18 protein-coding genes and 1 pseudogene are annotated in these 18,805 nt (G+C 55.2%); 5 read left to right on the plus strand and 14 right to left on the minus strand.

The features are described from left to right. Positions 1–448: 448 nt before the first annotated feature. Positions 449–598 (plus strand): annotated as a pseudogene (locus AC2FNV_RS20810) (IS6 family transposase); the annotation flags it as partial. Positions 599–667: 69 nt separating this feature from the next. Here the strand turns inward: AC2FNV_RS20810 and AC2FNV_RS20815 are convergent. Genes AC2FNV_RS20815 through AC2FNV_RS20825 form a run of 3 tightly spaced genes read right to left on the minus strand, consistent with a single transcriptional unit; the run spans position 668 to position 3,262 of the window. Next, positions 668–1,630, minus strand: a complete 963-nt coding sequence (locus AC2FNV_RS20815) for an aldo/keto reductase (protein ID WP_170609023.1) — start codon at positions 1,628–1,630, stop codon at positions 668–670. Between the two features lie 11 nt (positions 1,631–1,641). Further along, positions 1,642–2,394, minus strand: a complete 753-nt coding sequence (locus AC2FNV_RS20820; protein ID WP_170609021.1) for an SDR family NAD(P)-dependent oxidoreductase — start codon at positions 2,392–2,394, stop codon at positions 1,642–1,644. A gap of 7 nt (positions 2,395–2,401) precedes the next feature. Beyond that, entirely contained in the window at positions 2,402–3,262 is an 861-nt protein-coding gene (locus AC2FNV_RS20825) for an amidohydrolase family protein (protein WP_367648222.1), read from the minus strand. Between the two features lie 76 nt (positions 3,263–3,338). Here AC2FNV_RS20825 and AC2FNV_RS20830 point away from each other — a divergent pair, with 76 nt between their 5' ends. Then, positions 3,339–4,070 carry an SDR family NAD(P)-dependent oxidoreductase gene (locus tag AC2FNV_RS20830; protein WP_496774363.1) on the plus strand — a complete coding sequence of 244 codons (732 nt, stop codon included), beginning with the start codon at positions 3,339–3,341 and terminating at the stop codon, positions 4,068–4,070. On the opposite strand, the gene AC2FNV_RS20835 is transcribed toward AC2FNV_RS20830, so the two are convergent. The 8 genes from AC2FNV_RS20835 to AC2FNV_RS20870 all read right to left on the minus strand — a co-directional run bounded on the left by AC2FNV_RS20835 (position 4,064) and on the right by AC2FNV_RS20870 (position 11,697). Further along, positions 4,064–4,867 (minus strand): SDR family NAD(P)-dependent oxidoreductase, encoded by an 804-nt coding sequence (locus AC2FNV_RS20835; RefSeq protein WP_496774365.1) that lies wholly within the window; start codon positions 4,865–4,867, stop codon positions 4,064–4,066. The two genes, AC2FNV_RS20830 and AC2FNV_RS20835, sit on opposite strands and share 7 nt — an antisense overlap. A 71-nt stretch (positions 4,868–4,938) precedes the next feature. Then, on the minus strand, positions 4,939–5,931 hold the full coding sequence (locus AC2FNV_RS20840; RefSeq protein ID WP_170609015.1) for a sugar-binding protein: 993 nt from the start codon (positions 5,929–5,931) through the stop codon (positions 4,939–4,941). Between the two features lie 40 nt (positions 5,932–5,971). Next, entirely contained in the window at positions 5,972–7,045 is a 1,074-nt protein-coding gene (locus AC2FNV_RS20845; protein ID WP_254442672.1) for an ABC transporter permease, read from the minus strand. After that, complete coding sequence (locus AC2FNV_RS20850) at positions 7,042–7,782, minus strand: ATP-binding cassette domain-containing protein (protein WP_170609013.1); 741 nt, start codon at positions 7,780–7,782, stop codon at positions 7,042–7,044. The genes AC2FNV_RS20845 and AC2FNV_RS20850 overlap by 4 nt, the downstream gene beginning before the upstream one ends. A gap of 141 nt (positions 7,783–7,923) precedes the next feature. Next, positions 7,924–8,919, minus strand: a complete 996-nt coding sequence (gene iolG / locus AC2FNV_RS20855) for an inositol 2-dehydrogenase (protein ID WP_170609011.1) — start codon at positions 8,917–8,919, stop codon at positions 7,924–7,926. A 24-nt stretch (positions 8,920–8,943) separates the two neighbouring features. Then, positions 8,944–9,717 carry a TIM barrel protein gene (locus tag AC2FNV_RS20860; protein WP_170609009.1) on the minus strand — a complete coding sequence of 258 codons (774 nt, stop codon included), beginning with the start codon at positions 9,715–9,717 and terminating at the stop codon, positions 8,944–8,946. A gap of 1 nt (position 9,718) precedes the next feature. Beyond that, complete coding sequence (locus AC2FNV_RS20865; RefSeq protein WP_170609006.1) at positions 9,719–10,678, minus strand: sugar phosphate isomerase/epimerase family protein; 960 nt, start codon at positions 10,676–10,678, stop codon at positions 9,719–9,721. Next, positions 10,675–11,697: a Gfo/Idh/MocA family oxidoreductase gene (locus tag AC2FNV_RS20870; protein WP_170609005.1), complete on the minus strand. Its 1,023-nt coding sequence runs from the start codon at positions 11,695–11,697 to the stop codon at positions 10,675–10,677. The genes AC2FNV_RS20865 and AC2FNV_RS20870 overlap by 4 nt, the downstream gene beginning before the upstream one ends. Before the next feature lie 568 nt (positions 11,698–12,265). Between AC2FNV_RS20870 and AC2FNV_RS20875 the strand changes: the two genes are divergently transcribed. Further along, the gene (locus AC2FNV_RS20875; RefSeq protein WP_170609003.1) at positions 12,266–13,294 is read left to right on the plus strand and encodes a LacI family DNA-binding transcriptional regulator; all 1,029 of its coding nucleotides are present in this window, start codon (positions 12,266–12,268) and stop codon (positions 13,292–13,294) included. A 164-nt stretch (positions 13,295–13,458) separates the two neighbouring features. Here the strand turns inward: AC2FNV_RS20875 and AC2FNV_RS20880 are convergent, their stop codons facing one another. Next, the gene (locus AC2FNV_RS20880) at positions 13,459–13,917 is read right to left on the minus strand and encodes a hypothetical protein (protein WP_496774370.1); all 459 of its coding nucleotides are present in this window, start codon (positions 13,915–13,917) and stop codon (positions 13,459–13,461) included. A 529-nt stretch (positions 13,918–14,446) separates the two neighbouring features. Here AC2FNV_RS20880 and AC2FNV_RS20885 point away from each other — a divergent pair. After that, on the plus strand, positions 14,447–15,040 hold the full coding sequence (locus AC2FNV_RS20885; protein WP_170608710.1) for an ankyrin repeat domain-containing protein: 594 nt from the start codon (positions 14,447–14,449) through the stop codon (positions 15,038–15,040). Between the two features lie 14 nt (positions 15,041–15,054). Next, positions 15,055–15,534 (plus strand): YHS domain-containing (seleno)protein, encoded by a 480-nt coding sequence (locus AC2FNV_RS20890; protein WP_170608711.1) that lies wholly within the window; start codon positions 15,055–15,057, stop codon positions 15,532–15,534. 19 nt (positions 15,535–15,553) lie between these two features. On the opposite strand, the gene AC2FNV_RS20895 is transcribed toward AC2FNV_RS20890, so the two are convergent. Next, positions 15,554–17,758, minus strand: coding sequence for an adenylate/guanylate cyclase domain-containing protein (locus AC2FNV_RS20895; RefSeq protein ID WP_170608712.1), 2,205 nt, complete (start codon positions 17,756–17,758; stop codon positions 15,554–15,556). 452 nt (positions 17,759–18,210) lie between these two features. Beyond that, positions 18,211–18,805, minus strand: a 595-nt coding sequence (locus AC2FNV_RS20900; protein WP_496774373.1) for a DUF2182 domain-containing protein, incomplete at its 5' end; no start/stop codon positions are given.

The following is an 18,805-nucleotide window of genomic DNA, read 5'->3' on the forward strand; positions in this document are numbered from 1 at the left end:
TCAAGGCAAGGATGGAGGGTATCGAAACCCCCGTATACGGGTTGCAGGAGGTGCACCACCTTTCGTAGGGATTGAGCCGGCCGAGGGCCGGATCCGCCCTTTACAGCATTTAAAAATGAATGTCTGTTTTGTTACGGAGCAGACATTCAGGTAACCTTTGGGTGCCGCATTGCCGCAAATGGCAGGTTTGTCCGCAAGGCAGACGTTCACGGAATTTTGCCGAATGACCGCGACGAGCCCAGAGCAGCCTGATCGAAATCATTTGTTTTGTAGAAACAGCATCCATGATGCGTATTTGTGGGCTCTTTTTAAGCGGACTATGATTGTAGGTGCTCCGGGAAAGTCAAACTGTATGAATGAGCACCCTCAGAGGCGGTTGGCCGCGATAATGATGCTGGACGTAGTAGATTACTCCCAGCATATGGCCAATGATGAGGAGGGCACGCTCAGGCGCATGCGAAGTTTGCAGAAATTCGCTTCCGTCCATTCCTCCGTCTATAACCATTTCAACCAGGAAAGATCTCTCACCAGCCGAGACACCTTCAAGCTGACCCGCGCCGCCGCTCTTAGCGAGTGGCGTCAACTCCGTTCCGGATAGGTTCGCGGTTTCCCCGGCAAACTGAGACTGGTTCGAGTTAGTCTGACAGCACCTAGCTTTCCACAGAAGTCACCCAGGCTTGTACTCTCGATCCGCCTCTGGATCCTCAAAAGACACTGCCTGCTTCGATAACTCTTCCCAAAACGCGCCTGGGATACTCTCAGATGCCCAGTCGATCGTCTGTTTAACCCGTTCAGGCTTGGAGACCCCGACAATCGTCGAAGCAACACGTTCGTCTTGCATCGAAAACTGAAGTGCCGCGGCCCCGGGCGATACGCCATGCTGACGACAGAGCCTCTCGACGGCCTTGACTGGCTCGAGCTTGGGCGCGTCAGCGATCTGGTAGGTGACGCGCGGCATCTCTGCGCTGCCCTTGGCAAAAACGCCGCCGGCGTAGGGTGCTGCATTCAGTATCGCGATCCCCCGAGCGCACGCGTCATCGAACATCCGACCCGCGGAGCGATTGATCAACGTCCAGCGATTGTGGCTGATCAGCGCATCGAACGGATAGTCTCGCAAGATCGGTTCCATGATGTCGAGCCGGCCCATGGCCAGCCCGACCGCTTCCGCGATGCCCTCTTCTTTCAATTTGAAAAGCGCGTCGATCGCGCCGCCCTCTCGCGTGATCTCGCCCAGATCGCGCGCGTGTTCGGGATCATGCAGATGAAGCAGCGGAATGCGATCAAGGGACAATCGCTTAAGGCTCTCTTCCACGGATTGCCGCACCCGAGCAGCGTCAAACCGGCCCGTCTCCATGTCGCGGTCGAGCTTGGTCGAGAGCACAAAACCGTCCGGCAGTCCACCCATCTCATGGATCACGGCACCGACCCGCTCCTCGCTGCGGCCGAAGCCGTAGTTGTTCGACGTGTCGAGAAGATTGACCGGGCTTTCAAAGATCGACCGAACTGTGGCGCGGGCGCGGTCTTCGGTGACAGAGTACCCGTAGGTGTCCGGCATATCGCCTAGGCCGGAGGCTCCGAACCCGATAGAAGTCACGGCGAGCCTTGTGGCTCCAATTGGGTTTTGTGTCATAATTGTCCCCCTTAAATCGACCCGGCCTCGACCATATAGTTATTGGCCGTGCACATCGCGGCATCGTCTGACGCCAGAAACAGGACCATCCGGGCCACGTAGACTGGGTCTATCAAATCCGGCAGACACTGGCGGTCAGCATGTTTCGCGATGGCTTCCGGGGTGACCCACAGGTCTTTTTGCCGGTCGGTCATGATCCAACCCGGCACGATGGTGTTGACCCGGATGCGATGCCGTCCGAGATCCCGCGCCATCGTGCGCGTCAGGCCGTGAACGGCAGATTTTGCCGTGGTGTAGGCGGGAAAACCGCCCCCCGCTTCCCACCAGGAGTTGGATCCCATGTTCACGATGGCGCCGCCGCCCGCCGCGATCATATCCGGCGCCACGGATTGAATGGCAAAAAACATATGCCGCAGGTTGGTGGCCATACGTTCGTCCCAATATTCCAGAGTAACGTCTTTCCAGTCGTGCCGGTCATCCCGCGCGGCGTTATTGACCAGCACCGTGATCGGCCCAAGTCTGTCGCGCAACGTGTCAATTGCGGCACGCAAGGCTTCGATGTCGCGCAGGTCACAAATTTCAAACGTGGCCGTCTCGCCGATCTCGTCCGCTAGTGCTGCACTACCATAAGCATCGAGGTCGATAAATCCAACCTTCGCCGATTGTTTGGCAAAGCCTCGCACGATCTCGGCGCCGATGCCAGAGGCGCCGCCCGTGACCATCACTGTCTTGCCCTTGAGGCTTGGATAATTTGCAAAGGTCATACCATTGTCATCCTATTCTGTAGAAAACTTTTGCTGTTTCGCCGAATATTTTTGCCTGCGCCTTCTCGCCCAGATGTGCGGATAGGCGCGCTGCTTGCGCAACCCAATCGCTGTACTGACAGCGTAGCAGACAGACCGGCCAATCGGAGCCGAACATCACTCTGTCTGGCCCAAATACGTCGATTACGTGATGTACATAAGGACACAACACATTATCCGACCAGTCATGCTCTGCCTCGGTAACAAGGCCTGAAACCTTACAATACGCGCCCGTATCTTCTGCCAGTTTGCGCATGCCCTCTGCCCAGGTGTCGAAGCTGTCGCTTCGTTCCAGTCGAGGCTTCAGGCAATGACCGAGCACCGCGCGCATGCCCTCGTGGCGCAACAGCAGTCGGTGGAAGTTTGCGAGATGCCTTGGAAAGCCAAGGCAATCGAAGGTCAGGTCCAGATCCTCGATGGCCCGAAAGACCCAGTCGAGATCCGGGCGGAGCATCCAGTCATCCTCCGGAATATCTTGGATCATTGGGCGGACGCCCACAAATTTCGGGTGGGCCGCAAAACGTTCCAGCGCTGAGATCTTCGTTGGGTCTTCAAAGTCGATCCAGCCCACGACCTTAGCGACGGTCGCCGTTTCTCCGGCGATTTTCAGAAGGTACTCCGTTTCCGCGAGCGTGGGGGCTGCCTGCACCAGCACGGTTTGCGCGAAGCCATGAGCGGCCAGCAAAGGTTGCAGATCCTCGGGTCCGAAGACGCGTGCAATCGGCGCATCCGGCAACATCCAAAAATAGTCTCCGCGCTCCGGATCCCAATAGTGTTGATGCGCATCAATTCTTTGCACGCGTTGCGCCATTTCGTAACCTGTCTTCACTGTGAGACTGCGCCAATCCGGGCCGCAAGTCACGACAAAGTGGAATATGTTGGCAGAAAAGGACGAGAGGCAAGACATGAACAGCTACGATCTCGAAGGGCGGGTTGCCGTTGTAACCGGTGGAGCAAACGGCATAGGGCAGGCCATAGCAGCGCGCTTTCGGACCAGCGGAGCACAGGTGGCCATATGGGACATGGATGCAGAAAACGTCGCGCAGTCGGAAGTGGAGTCCTTTTTCGCCTGCGACATTTCGCATTGGGAAAGTGTCCGCGAGGCGCGGGATGCGACTCGCGATGCTTTGGGTCGGATCGATATCGTCGTCAACAGCGCCGGGATCGCTGGACCCAACGCGCCGGTGGAAGATTATGATATCGCCGCATGGCGTCAAATCATGGAAGTCAATCTGACCGGAACCTTCCTTGTGAACCGTGCGGTCGTGCCGGGCATGAAGGAGAAAGGCTATGGCCGGATAGTCAACATCGCCTCTGTCGCAGGCAAAGAAGGTAATCCGCAGGCTTGCGCCTATTCTGCTTCAAAGGCGGGTGTGATCGCATTAACAAAATCGCTAGGCAAGGAACTCGCGGATCACAACATCGCGGTTAATTGCGTGACACCGGCGGCGGCGCGGACCCGGATTTTTGACCAGATGTCGGAAGAGCACATTCAGTACATGCTGTCGAAAATTCCGCGTGCCCGCTTCGTCGACGTCGAGGAGATTGCAGCTATGGTCACTTGGTTGTGCAGCGAAGAAAACTCTTTCACGACGGCTTCTGTTTTCGATCTGTCTGGTGGGCGGGCGACTTATTGAGCTTTGAAGGTCTCACACCAATCCGGATGCCAACGTGATAGAGGAGGCCGATTTTCGATTAGATCGCCGACCGCCCAAGCCATCCGTTTTGCATCCAATTCCTCAGTCACCTCATTATCCGGGCAAATGATGTAGAAATCGCCACGCTCAAGACGTGGGAGCATATAGTCGACAAGTTGTTCGGGGCTCCACCCTCCCGGATTGGGCTTGTGGGGGCCGGTAATGGTAAAGCCTGGAACCAGTAGGTGTGCAGTTACTTGACATTCTTCGGAGTTGCGGAGCTTGTGCTGCAACTGCTCTGTGTACGTTTTGAGAGCTGATTTTGTAACGTTGTAAATGACGTTGCCTGGTGGGTTAGTGATGCCCTGTTTCGAGCCTGTATTCAAAATAATCCCAGGACGTCCTTGATCTAGCATGCGTGGTAGAAATGCACGTTCTGCATAGACCGCCGCCCAAAAATTGACTTCCATTGTGCGATGCCATGCATCAAGCGCATCATCAGTACCGCCTGCTACACGGTCGGCCGCGTTATTCATCAAGAGATCAACGCGGCCTAACTCGCTAAAGCAGCGGTCAGCAAGCACAACCATTGCACCTGCATCAGAAACATCCATTGCTTGGCAAAGAAATGGGCCGTGAAGTGTTGCAGCAGCAGCTTCGAGGCGCAGAGTATCCAGATCAACCAGAACAATGTGCATCCCGCGCTTTGACAATGCTTGGGCTGTAGCTAGCCCAATACCAGACGCAGCACCCGTTATGACGGCGACTGAACCATTCTTAAGGGCCTCATGTTGCATTAGTTCTCTCCAAAAATGAGTTGAGCGGCGCAGTTTTAAACGCGCCGCTCACGGCTAGCACTCGTCACAATTTACTTCACGCAAGTGTCCACGTTGTCATTGTTGCAGACGTCGAGACCGGTGTAGATAGGATCATCAACGGATTTGCCATCAACAATGTCTTTGAGGATGAACATCGCCTTATAGCCCATTTCGTACGGACGCTGACCCACGAGGCCATTACCAAGGCCGTCTTTAGTTTGCTCCAATTGCATCGGCAGTGTGTCGGCTACAACAATAGTTAAATCGCCTGAGTCCATTTTTGCTTTATATGGCTCCGCGGCTGAACGATAGGCGTTATCGAACCACTGTGTAAATGCTCCAGTGGACAAGAATGCAGTCAGATCGTCATTTGCAGCCAGAATGTCCGACATGCCTTGAACGGCAACGTTACCGTCGTCATTGGTAATGAGCGGGCAACCAGATATTTCTGTCCAGCCTCCCTCACCGGCAAGAGCTTTTCCCGGAGGTGTCCCAGTATCCGCACCGGCTAGTGTGTCGCGTGCACCTTTAAGACGTTCATTATGGTTGGCTGCAGCCGCGCCGCCGGTTTGAAGACAAATTGTGCCGCCGTCAGGATGGCGAGCTTGAACTAGTTTTGCCAGGTTCACACCGATGTCGTAATTGTTGGTACCTACATAGGTAGTGCGTAGACTGGCATCTTCAGGGAGAAGATCCGAGTCCCAAGTGATTACTGGAATGCCGGCGGCTTCCGCGTCCTTGAGAACTTTACCCATTGCAGGAGCGTTCGACGGGGCGACGGCAATACCGTCAATACCTTTGGTGATCAAGTCTTGTACAATTTGTATTTGCTCAAGTTCGGTGTGCTCACCGGGCCCTATGTATTCACAGGTCACGCCGTCCAGCTCCTCTTGAGCTTTGTAGCATCCATCACGGGCCAGGTCGAAGAACGGGTTGTTCATTGCCTTTGGAACGAGAGCAAATGTTTTTGCGTGACCATCCGCAAGCGCCATTCCTGACATTGCAATGGCTGCGACCATTGTGGTTGCAAGTAATCTCTTCATAGTTTCCTCCCTTGAGTTGTTGAAGAGTAGTAGTTAGGGGTTATTTTCCCCCGCGGTTTCGGATTTGTTCCAGAAGAACTGCCAAAATGAGGAACAATCCGACAAAAAATTGTTGCCAGAGCGCCGGTATTCCGGCGAGGATCAGCGAGTTTCGAATAAGTTCGATAAGCGCTGCGCCAATGGGCGCTCCAAGCGCAAAAACAATGCCGCCCATCAGATTGGCGCCGCCGATCACGGTGGCCGCGATCACGGTTAGCTCCCACGTGAAGCCCATCGCGTTTGTGACCGAGCCGGTGTAGCCGACAAAGAGAAACGCCGAGAGACCCGCGGTTAGAGAACATACAACGTAGACAGAGACCAACATCCGCTCAACTGGAATACCGGCAAGCTTTGCCGCATGCGCATTGCCGCCGATGGCAATCACCCAGCGCCCCCAGGTCGAGTAGCGCCAGATCCACCAGAACACCGCCGTCAAAATAGTGAGCACCCAGACCACGTTTGGGATGCTCAGGATACTGCCCCCGCCGATCCACTCAAAAAGGTCCTGATCCGGTCCGAAGTCCCAGATCATCTGGTTGTTTGAGACAACCCGTGCGAGCGAAACGACAATCGACAACATCCCTAACGTGACGACGAAAGGTGGCATGCGCAGATAAGCGACGAGAACGCCATTCACAAATCCCACAAGTGCAGCGACAGCCATACAGCCCAAAAAACCGAGCCCGATCCCAAAGCCGGCCTGCATAATCAAGCCCGTGACGATCCCAGACAGACCGACGAGTGATCCGACGCTGAGATCAATGCCCGCTGTACAAATAACTGCCGACATTCCAAGCGCCATGATCCCAAAGAATGCCATGTTTCGTGTAATGTTGAAGATGTTCCGCTCCGTCATAAAGGCGTCGGAAACGAACGTCATAACGACTGCAAGTGCGATCAACGCAAGGAACACCCAAAATGGCTGCGTCCTTATGATTGCTCCAAATCCGGAAACTTCTTGCCGGTGTGTAATGCTCTCGTCGATTGCCGCGTGATCCATTTCGCTTAATTCGTCCGCCGGTCCGTGTCCCGGATGTTGGCGTAGTTCTTCGTCGGTTGGTGGATTAGTGGTCATGCTGCTTCGATTGCCCCGATGATTAACCCGGTAACTTCTTCCGGGGTCGTTTCGCTGATACGTTTATCTGCAACTTTTGTGCCTCGACGTAGAACCGCGACCCTGTCGCATACGTCAAAAACATCTGGCATCCGGTGTGAAACAAGGATGACTGCGTGACCGGTGTCTTTCAGTCGATGGATGAGCGCCAAGACCTCTTTCACCTGACGCACCGAAATGGCAGCCGTTGGCTCATCCATCAAAACAAGTTTCGGATCACTAAGTCTTGTGCGCGCGATCGCAACGGCTTGACGTTGCCCGCCTGACATCTGCCGCACCAAGTCTCGCGGGCGGGTTTCGGATTTCAACTCACCAAAAAGTTCGCCCGCCTTCCTGTACATGGCCGAATAATCCAGCATGGAAATTGGCCCAAGCTTTTTTCTGAGTTCACGCCCCAAAAAGACGTTGGCAGCGGCCGTCAAGTTGTCGCAAAGGGCTAAGTCTTGATAAACGATTTCAATGCCCGCTTCCCGGGCGTCTATGGGTTTTGAGAATTCGATACCCCGGCCTTCGATGCTTATTGCACCGGAAGTCGGAGGAAAGTTACCAGCAATTATTTTCATCAGGGTCGACTTGCCAGCACCGTTATCACCCATTAATCCGACGGCCTCGCCGGGAGCAATCGAAAGATCTACGCCTTGCAGCGCATGAATGGCTCCAAAGCTCTTTGTAATGTTTTTGAGCTCCAAAAGGCTCATTTTGCCAACACCTCCATAATGTTGTTGCTACCTCGACCGAATTAGAGAGACGGTATCTCAACCGTTTCGACCTTAACACAAGCGCCAATTTGCGCACCGTATAAATCCATCGAGCTGCGCCCTATTGTGATGAGGTCGACGTCAGACATCTGAGAGCCTAACTGGCTGGCCAGTCTTCGTAGACTGCGTTGCGGCTTCGGCCATCGCAAGCGAGTTAATCCCGTCATCAAGCGTCACCGGAAGCGCCGATCGGTCGCCCAAAGCATCCACGAAGGCAGCCCATTCGTTAGCGTAAGACGGCATGTAGCGCTCAAGAAAGAAGTAAGTGGGCTTTGCTGCGGTCACGCCGGCCGTGGTGGATTTGACTACGGTGTTTTGCAGCATGTTCTGGGCTTGCAGGAGACCCTCTGATCCCAACAACTCTACACGCTGGTCGTAGCCATAGACGGCACGCCGCGAGTTCTTGATGACGCAGATGCGCCCATCCGCATAGGTCATGGTCACAGCAGCGGTATCGACGTCCCCCGCACCGCCGATCTCCGGGTCCACGATGGAGGATCCAGCGGCCATGATGCTCACCGGGGTCTGACCCATCATGAAGTTGGCCATGTCGAAGTCGTGGATCATCATGTCGCGGAAGAGACCGCCGGACACTTTGATGTAGGCAACCGGCGGCGGCGCTGGATCGAACGAGGTGATCGACAGAAGCTCTGCCTTTCCGATCTCGCCCGCATCGAGCGCCGTCTTCATCGCGCTGAAATTCGGATCGAACCGACGATTGAAACCAATCATGATGGGTTTGCCGGAGGACTTGGTGTTTTTTCTGCAGGCACGTGCCCGCTCAAGACTGAGATCGACAGGCTTTTCGCAGAGAACGGCCTTACCGGCGGCGGTCGCGGCCTCGATCAGGTCGGAATGCGTGTCCGTAGAAGTGGCGATCAAAACCGCGTCAATGCTGTCATCCGCGATGATTTCCTCGGTGGTACGCGCCGTACTGCCATATACGGCGGCAAGCTTTTCAGCATTCTTAGGGATATAGTCCGAAACCGCAGCAAGAGTGCTGCCCGGGTTGGAGGAAATGGCGGTGGCGTGTACACCGGCAATGCGGCCTGCGCCCAGAAGTCCGACTTTGATCATCGCGGGGTCTTTCCGAAAAGAGGGTTATAGTGTGAATGCGGCGCGGAAGGCTTCGAGAGCATCTTCCGGATTGTCCTTGGCGAAGGCCTCCATCCCGACGGGGCCGGCATAACCCAGATCATCGAGAGCGCGCGCAATGGCGGGCCAGTTCATCTCGCCTGTGCCGGGCTCGCAGCGACCGGGATTATCGGCCACCTGCACCTCGCCGATCCACGGCAAACAGGCTTTAGCGTGGCGGATCACATCCCCTTCTCCGATCTGAGTGTGGTAAAGATCGAGGTTGATCCGCAGCTCTGGACGGTCGACCGCGGCCACAAGCGACAGGACATCGGAGGTCGAATTGAATGGACAGCCGGGATGTTCGCGTAGATTGAGGTTTTCCAGTGTGAAGGTCACTCCCTCTTTAGCGGCCATGTCACAGATTCGGTTCAGTGTATCGCGGGCGCGCAGCCACATGCCCGGCGCGACATGCGCTATCTGCTGGATCGGCAGACCCCGATCACCCAGACCAGTTCCGTGCAGATTGAGGCGATGCACGCCAAGGCGTTTGCCGACCTGCGCCGTATCACGGGCCGATTTCAGCAGCATGTCGGCTCCTTCGGCATCGGCGAGCCTCCCCTCGAGATAGCCGTTCATGATCGTGAATGTCGCACCGGTTTTTTCGAGTTGGTCCAAGTCCCAAGCCGGCCAGTTCCAGAGACCAACGCCAAAGCCCATCTCATTCAGACGCGTCGCGCGCCAGTGGATCGGTTTGTCTTGCCAGAGCATCTCTGCGCAGGCCGCGAGTTCAAACGCCATCTCAGATATCCTGTGGTTTGTAGTCGGCGGTCTTGCCGGGCATGACGCCCTGCAGGAGTGCGACCGATTTCTCAAGTCCCTCAAGTGAGTTCAGGAGCACGTCCTCGTGCTCAATCGACAGCCAGCCGTCGTAGCCCGCCATCTTGAGCCGGATGCAAAACTGGCGCCACCATTCCTCGCCGTGACCGAAGCCAAGCGTGATGTAAGACCAGCTGCGGGCCGGGACGTCCATTAGTGAGCCGTTTTCCAGTAGGCTTGTCGTCGCCTGAACCGGCGCATTCAACAACGTGTCCTTGGCATGGACGTGGTAAATCGCATCTCCCAAAGCTTCGGCCGCGACCAGAGGGTCTGCTCCCATCCAGAAAAGATGCGAGGGGTCGAGGTTCGCGCCGATCACGGGCCCGACCGCCTCGCGCAGTCTTCTCAGGGAGGGAACGTTGTAGACACACTGGTTGCCATGAAGTTCGAGCGCGATGCGCTCAACGCCATGCTCGCGAGCCAAGCTCACGATGTCGGTCCAGAAAGGGACCAGTTTCTCTTCCCACTGGTAGCGCAGAATCTCCTTCGTCTCAGGTGGCCAGGAAGAGACGATCCAATTCGGCATCGTGTCGCTCGCATGGCCTGCGGGCAGACCGCTCATCGTGCAGACGGTCTTGATTCCCATGGCTCCTGCAACGCGTATCGTGTCCTTCAGTCCTTCGCCCTGAGCCGGGTCCGTTGGGTGCAGCGGATTGCCGTTGGCATTCAGGCTGATGATCTCCAGCCCGCGGTCCGAGAAGGCTGTTTCGAATGCATTGCGGGCTCCAGTATCGCTCAGCATTGCCTGCAGATCGAAGTGCGGCGCCATGGACCAGCCGCAGGTATTCACCTCGATCCCCGAAACGCCCAAGCGCGCTGCGTTGTCGAGCATGCCGTCCAGAGACATTGCCCCTAGGCTGTCTGACACAAACCCAAGTTTCATGTCGCGGCCTCCTTTGGGCGATCGTACAATTCCGGTTTCGATATGATTTCCACGGTCTGCTTCGTGCCGGTCGTCAACGCTCTGGCGCCAGCTTCGGCCACAGCCGACGCGCAGTATCCATCCCACGCGTTCGACGCGATTTCAGGGAACACGCTTGTTTCAGCAAAGCGGAGAAATTCCCGGTTCTGTCGCACATAAGCTTCGTGATAGCGACCGCGCCAATCGGCGTCGTAGCGCGTCCTGGACTCCAATTTGATGTCCGTCCTTGTGTAGGCCACGTTGTTCATGGTTACAGACCCTGCCTCACCTACCAGCTCCGCGCGAACGTCGTACCCGTAGGCTGCGTTGTTGTTGATTTCTATGGTCACCAGTTGACCGTCTTCTGTTTCCACAACCATCACCACCGGCGCGACGCGGTCGTCGGACCGCCGGGGCTGGTGTGCTGTCACGCTTGTAAATTCAGTACCAAGAACATGCCGCACGACATCGAATTCATGCGGTGCAGAATTTGTAATGGCCATGGCAGCAGTGAAATCAGCCGCAGGCGTTTCCACATTGCGATGAAAATTGTGCATCATGAGAGCGCGACCCAGGCGGCCAGATGTAAGCGCTTCCCGCATTTCGACGTAAGATTGGTCGTAGCGACGCATGAAGCCCACCATGACATACTGTTTTCCAACGCTCTGCTCTGTTTTGATCACATCGAGGCATTCGACCGAAGACTGAGACAAGGGTTTCTCGCACAAAACAGGCTTACCCGCCGCTATGCAGGCCTTTGTGAGCGGCGCATGAGTGAAATCAGGCGAGGCCACTATCACGGCATCCACATCCGAACGGCCTATCACCGCCTGGGGCTCGATTGAAACATCTGCCGCTCCAGTTGCGTCGGCAACAGATTGCGCGCGCGACCTATCCATATCGCAAATGACCTGAAGCTTCCCCATGGGAAGATTCTGCGCGACGATACGAGCATGGTCCTCACCCATTAAGCCCGCGCCTACGATGGCGAGTCGGATCATCCGACGATCTCCCTCAGTTTTGTCGCGCCATTCGCTGACCACTCGCATTCAGTTCACACTAGCAAGGGACCGATGGAGTTCTGGGTCAGCAAGTAGTTGACTGAACCGCCATTGGCCGCGACGACACGCGTTGCGTCATTGGTGCCTTTCTTGATCAGGTTTCAGAAGCCGCGCAGGGCTAAATCGAAGATCACTGCGATGCCTTTCGCCCATGCGTTGCACGGGAAGAGCGCTGCGGTCACCTCTACTGCGAAGGTTTTGGTGAAATTGTTGTCGTTTTCCCCGGTTTGTAAGGCTTCTTGATTGCAGCCTAATTCTTATGTTGGCCATTAGGCCGAATTGTTCGCGAGCGGGTGCACATAATTGACGATCTGCTAGAGCGGGCGGTTTCGTATCGCAATTGCGCATTTGGCCTCCCCCAAAAACGTTGACGCCTAGTCTCTCTTGCAGGCGCTGCCAACGACATCTGAGTGCATCGTTGACATCTTTCACATCAATAGTAATTCTCCAAAAGATGTAATTTCGTCTCATTTCGTGTCGAGGCGCGATCTATTTGAGATTAAATGAGATGAAAAGACCAACAATTCCCGACCTTGCAAAGGCTGCTGGCGTTTCCGTTTCAACGGTCAATCGTGTACTAAACCAACCGAAATCGGTTCGCTCGCCAACGCAGGAGCGTGTTCTTGCCGCCGCAGAAGAAATCGGATTCTATGGCCTTGGTACGATTGAACACGCCGTCAAAGCCACAAGAACCACCCATCACCTCGGCGTGCTCCTGCAGAGAGGCTCTCGGGCCTTCTATCGAAACCTTGGTGACGCTATCGCTTCCGCAGCAGAAACTTTTGGCAGTCACAAGATTGAGCTAACGCTGGAGTTCTTAGAGGATCTGTCGCCGGAAAAAGTTGCAAATCACATCATCTCGATGGGGGAGCGTTGCGAGGCGCTAGCAATCGTAGCTCCTCAGCATCCGCTTGTTGCGGATTCTATCGATGCCGTGTTGGAGCAGGGCGTTCCAATCGTGTCTCTAATTGGCCCACTATCCGCGAAGGGGAACATAAGCTTCGTTGGGCTCGACAACTGGAAGGTAGGACGAACTGCCGCCTGGGCTTTTGACAAGATGGTGCGGATACCCGGAGAGATTGGGGTTCTTGTTGGAAGTCATAGGCTTCGGAACCAGGAAATGAACGAAAGCGGATTCCGGTCTTATTTTCGAGAACACAACTCCCGCTTTTCGGTTCTCGAACCACTTCCGACTTACGAATCTGCGGCTGTCGCCCGCGAACATGTGGAAACGCTGCTCACCGAACATCCAAGCCTCTGTGGCCTCTACATTTCAGGAGGAGGTGTCACGGGCGCAATTGCAGCCCTAAGGGCGATGCCTAAACGAGACGACTTCGTTGCAGTTGGTTACGAACTTTTCGACGATACGCGTGCCGCCCTGATTGATGGCACACTATCCATGATCATTTCGCATCCGATGCAACGTTTTGCGCGAGAAACCGTCGCAACACTGATTAAAGCCAAAATTGCCGGCCGTTACGGTGGCGCGCACCGAGTCGCATTCGGGTTCGACATTTACACACCAGAAAGTGTCTGAGGTTTGGACGCAAAGTCCTTAGTCTCAGGACTCATAGCTAGGGTCTTGTCAGAAGAACTTTGCTTGAGCGGGGCAGGGCGGTTACCCAACGTCTGGTATGAGCCCAATGCGGCTTCTGCCTACCTCACAAACCAGCGCCATCCCCGACCTTTTCAGTTCGAGTTTCAATCCCTAGCGGGCAAAGCAACCTCGCCTTCCCAGTCAGAAATACGGTGCGGTAGCGCCAGGAATTTTGACGCCACACGTGTTTTGGTCGTTCCACTTCCAGTCATCCCCGAATATTTGCCGGTAGAGGAAACTATCCGCCAGTTGTTGACGCCGAAGGCAACAACCTTCCATCTCATGGTGAACGTGTCCTCTTGTTCACCAAAAACACAGACGCCACCGCCGCTGACACCGCTGGGCCCGCCGAAACCCGAGCCCACGCACCGGACAAAACCAGGATCGATTGGTCCCTCGTCAACAGTATAAGTCCCATAGTTGTCCTCTTTCCAGAACACGTCCTCGCCCGCGGAAATTTGCTCTTGGTTGACGACATAGAAGTTCGTTGCCGACACTTTCTCTGCAGCAGTCAGACAATGAGGTGCAATTAGAACTGCGGGGATTAGCATTGAACGCAACATGTTGTTTCCTTCGACAGTGGGGCAAAGCCAGCATGATAGAGCCTATGTTATTTATTGCTAGGAAGGGAATTCATATCGATCAATCCGACCGGCAGTTTCGTCCGCAATTCTGCCGTTCAGAAGATTTCAACGAATGTCTGGTGCTGGTAAATGCAGACCTTCAGGCGAAATTTCTCGGAATGACCACCAACAATGACCGCTATCCGTGCCTAAGCCGTCATCTGACTGAAAGACTCAGATGACTGCCTTGAGCCCAAAGCAGACCTTCTCGACCAGTAAATCTCGCCGCTGCAGCATTACTTCTCGTTAACCGGAGCGTCGCGGCGAAGATTAAAGACCGGACATTCATGCTGGCTGCGGCGAAATTCGGAGGCACTACGCTCCGTCGCGGACAAAACACTCGTTGTCTCTGGGGCCGCTGCATGGACTAAACCCACTCGATCGAAACCGTCTTCAACACCGCAGCGAATAAGCCGTCGTTGCGCGCAACAGCGGCTCATTGTAGACTTCAAACAGGGGAGGTAGATCCATGCGTTGGATTATTGCCATCTTTACAACGGCATTCTTTATACTTGGGCCCGCTCAAGCAGGTCAGTTATTCGATGCTGCAAAGCAGGGTGATACAGCGACCGTTAAGGCTCTGTTGGAAAGCGGTACCTCGGTTGATGAGCGGGGGCCGAACAAGGCTACGCCCTTGATTGCTGCTGCGTTGGCTGGAAACACCGAAACCGCTGCGGCTCTGATCGAAGCAGGGGCTGACGTGATGGCGCGTAACCACAGCGGTTTCACTCCACTTCACGCGGCTGCCTTCGGCGGTAAGATTGAGACAGCGCAGCTGCTTCTCGCCAAAGGCGCAGACGTGAATGGACGCATCAACAGGGCCGAAAAGTCACCCATCTTCATGGCGGCCGATGAGGGTCATATCGAGATGATCGAGCTACTGCTCGACAACGGTGCGGATATTGTGACACTCGATAACGATGGCTTTTCGGTTCTAATCCGAACGATGTTCCGTAAACACTATGATATCGTTGGGCTGCTGAAGCAGAACGGAGCCACTTGCCCCCCGCCAGATGCCTTCGGCCCGGAATTTCACCGCCTGTGTTTGGAGGCAGGCACATAAGGTAAGGTCAAAAAATGAACTTTCGACTTCTGATGAGCGGGCTGTTTTTTGCAAGCATGACCACGAGTGCGCTGGCGGATGAGCCCATCAACACTGGGCCTTTCGGCGATGTTGCAATCAAGGGTTATGATACTGTTGCCTATTTCACCGAAAGCCGTGCGGTAAAGGGATCAAGTGAGTTCGCATATGATTGGCTTGGCACGCCATGGCACTTCAACAGCGCAGAGAACCGCGAACTGTTTAAGTCTGACCCAACCAAATACGCTCCGCAATATGGCGGGTATTGCACATTGGGTGTCGGCCTTGGGGCCAACGCGTCCGAAAACATCGACCCAGTAAATTCCTGGCGGATCATCGATGGGAAGCTTTACTTTATATCGGACCCGACCGGAGCAGAAATGCTTGACCACCCAGAAGGGGAAGCGGTGATCGCCAAGGCGGATGCGAATTGGGAGAAGACCAAGCCGCTGGCAGCCAAGGATTACTCTAATTGACGCGCACCTCGGATGATGGTCATCCGCCAGGACTAAAGTGAAACAGAATATGCGGGTTGATGTAGCTGTAAGGCTCGCTCGCCCCGACCTCTTCTTCGGCATTTTTGTAGACCATGCCACAAGCCGGGCGACCAAGCGAAAGACCGGGTTGTTGTAAGCACAATGTGTCGTCTTTCACAAATGCCGATCCAGTGACAAACAATGTGGATGCGCGCAAGGCCATACTTCCGTTCTCTGAAATCTGCATCAAGCCGGGTCCGCGGCCTTCGAAGTTTCCCTGCCATACGTTGCCGTCTATCAGAGCGGTAACCGCGTCGGCAGATAGCTTTTCGCGAGCGCCAGGTTGAAAGTCGAAGGGCCATTCCTGCACGCCCGCAGTCAACATTGCATCAATGATCCGATCGAGTTCTTCCTGCTTCCGAAAATGCGCAAACAAGACCTTGTAGAGTTGCGCCGAAGTATGCGGAGCAAATTCGGCCACCTCGTCTGCAGTTGCTTGCGCCTTTTGCGTCTGGCCAGCCTCTCCATAGGCGGCCGCGAGGATGTTAAAGTAGTCCTCAATACCTTGAGAATTGCCTTTTATCTCCTCAAGGATTTCGACGGCACGTTGGGGACGCCCTGTCAGAATATATGACAAGCTTGCGATCTGACGTGCATAGCCCGGCAATAGTGGGTTGAGACGCAGAGCCGTTTCGAAATTCTCGATCGCCTCTTCATGTCGGCCGTAGAATGTTTGCGCAAAGCTCAGCGCAAGATAAGCAGATGCTTCACCGGGGGCCTTCTCGACAGAAAGCTGCGCCGAGCGCATCGCTTCCTCATACCTTCGATCCACAGTCTGCAACTCGCTTAATACGGCAAAAGGCATCGCCGCATCGGGATCAATTTCTAAGGCACGACCGGCATGTTCGTAGGCGCGTTTCCGGGCGACCGGAAAGGGCAGCACATCGTCATAGTTACGGCGCATGATCAATGCCTCGGTGCGGGCCTGTGCCGCGAATGCCCTGGCAAAAGTCGGGTCGATTGCGGTTGCGTCCGAATAGAGGCTCAACGCTTCGCGCAGCCCGGGCCGAAAGCCGCTGCGAGCGGCTTCTTCGGCTCTGAGAAAGAAGTCATATGCTTCCAGATCCGTTGTAGGTAGGCGTTCGATCCGCTCCTTTTCGGACACACTCACATCCACACCAAGTTGATCAATGATCTCATTTATTAGGCCAGCTTCTATGGAGAAAATATCGGCTTCGTCTCGCTCCAACCGCTCGGCCCATACTGTCTGCCCGCTGCTCACATCTGTCAGCCGCGCGTTGACCAAAAGCCGAGTTCCCGCTCTGCGCACGCTGCCTTCGAGAACATAGCCCACCCCCAACTCGCGACCGATGGCCCTGCTGTCGATTGTCCGGTCCCGATAGGAAAACGCGGTGTTGCTGCCGATCACCATCAGCCCGGCGACTTTCGAGAAATCTGTAATCAGATCGTCCGTGAGCCCATCTGCGATGTAGCGTTCCGCGTCTGGCAGCCCGAGGTTTTCAAAGGGCAACACAATGAGAGAAGGCAGCCCGTCCTCTGCTGCGATAATTTCACTTTCAGCGCCGCCGAAAAGGGCAACTATGCCATCACGCAATATAAAAGCGGCACCTGAAAGAATCGCTATTACGGCCACCGCCGTGACAGCGCGTCGAACTTTGAAGCGAGACAGTGAAGTGTATTTCGAGCCATTCGGGTCCGCCATCCGAAATACCGTGAGAGGCTCAGGTATGTTTTTGACCCGGTGGACACCCGCAGATTCAAATGGCTTACTGACTTTGCCGCGCGTGTGTTCGTAAACCTCGCGCGAGATGCAGATGCCTCCGGGCGTAGCTAGGGGTTCCAGGCGCGCCGCAATGTTAACACCGCCTCCGTAAATGTCGTCGCCATCGATGATCAGATCTCCCAGGTTGATACCGATCCGCAATTCGATACGCTGGTGGGGATCAATGGTGTCGTTTTTGTCCTTAACCGCCTCCTGTATCTGGATCGCAGCCTCCACGGCATCAACAACGCTTGCAAATTCGGCCAGCAGTCCGTCGCCGATAAGCTTGACGATCCGCCCGTTCTTTTCATCTATCAAACGGGTGAGGATGTCTTGGCGCACCGTGGTCAAACGTTCGAAGGTGCCCACCTCATCCTCGGCCATCATACGGCTGAAACCGACTACGTCTGCGGCGAATATGGCGGCAAGCCTGCGTTCCAAGGTTTGCCCCTCTCCTCCAAATATGGGCAGTACTGCGAAGGTAACACTGAAAAAACGTGACGGAAACTGCGCTCGCTCAAAATATTTGGCTGGGCGGGTGCTTGTCGTTCAAAGGTACGGTGGCGCAATAAGCCAATTGTCTCCGCAGCAGCATAATGCAGCTTGCTCCGCATTTGAGACATTATATCCGAGCGAAGCGAACGGCCTGATTAAGTTTTGGCCTATATGCATGATTTGAACGTCCGGTATCGAGAAATCGTGCTGCGCTGTCGCGGGTGATACCGTGACACTGTCGAGCAATCGATTTGATTTTCGCTGCGCCAGCATCGGGCGGCTTTGTCCGCATTGCGGTCGCTCGCGGCATTTCAGCGAATGACCGCACCGAGCCCGAAGCCGTCATCCTGCTCAACTAGATTGCACGGTACGCTTCCGTTGTCGGAGGGCTCAAAACGTCATGCCAAGGCAAGCGCCAGTCCCCCGAGGATCAGCGCGACTGCAGAAAGCATGGACAACCACGGAAGCCCGGTGGCGAGTTTTTCTATTCCGACGAAAATTGCGAGCGCGGCGATCCAAAGCAGGTTCATCACTCCACCGACGAAAAGAAGCGCCATTAGAACCCAGCAGCACCCAAGGCAGAACCACCCGTTCTGCATCCCCATGCGAAGAGCCCCCCAGCCCCCTGATTTCCAATTGTGCATGAAGAAAATCACCGGATGCTGACAATGCCGCAGACACGCCTGCTTGAGAGGGGACACTTGGTAAAGTCCAGCCAGCACAAGCAGCGCTCCTGCAAGCGGCGCTTGAGTGATTTCCATCATCCCGCTCATCTGCCCAATTGAAACAAGGGACCACTGCACAACAGTTGATACGAGACTGAAGAAACCCCAAACCAACAGGTACCCGGCAAGGAAAATGGAGACAGCAGCGTATGGCTTATTCGCGTTTTTGTTTTTCCTTGCAAGTGCAGCATAGAACAACACCGTGGGAGCCGCGCTTGGCACCATCATAGCAATCATCATGACCCACCACATCAGGAAGACCATTAAC

The sequence above is a fragment of the Ruegeria sp. BHSA163 genome, from assembly GCF_059613365.1.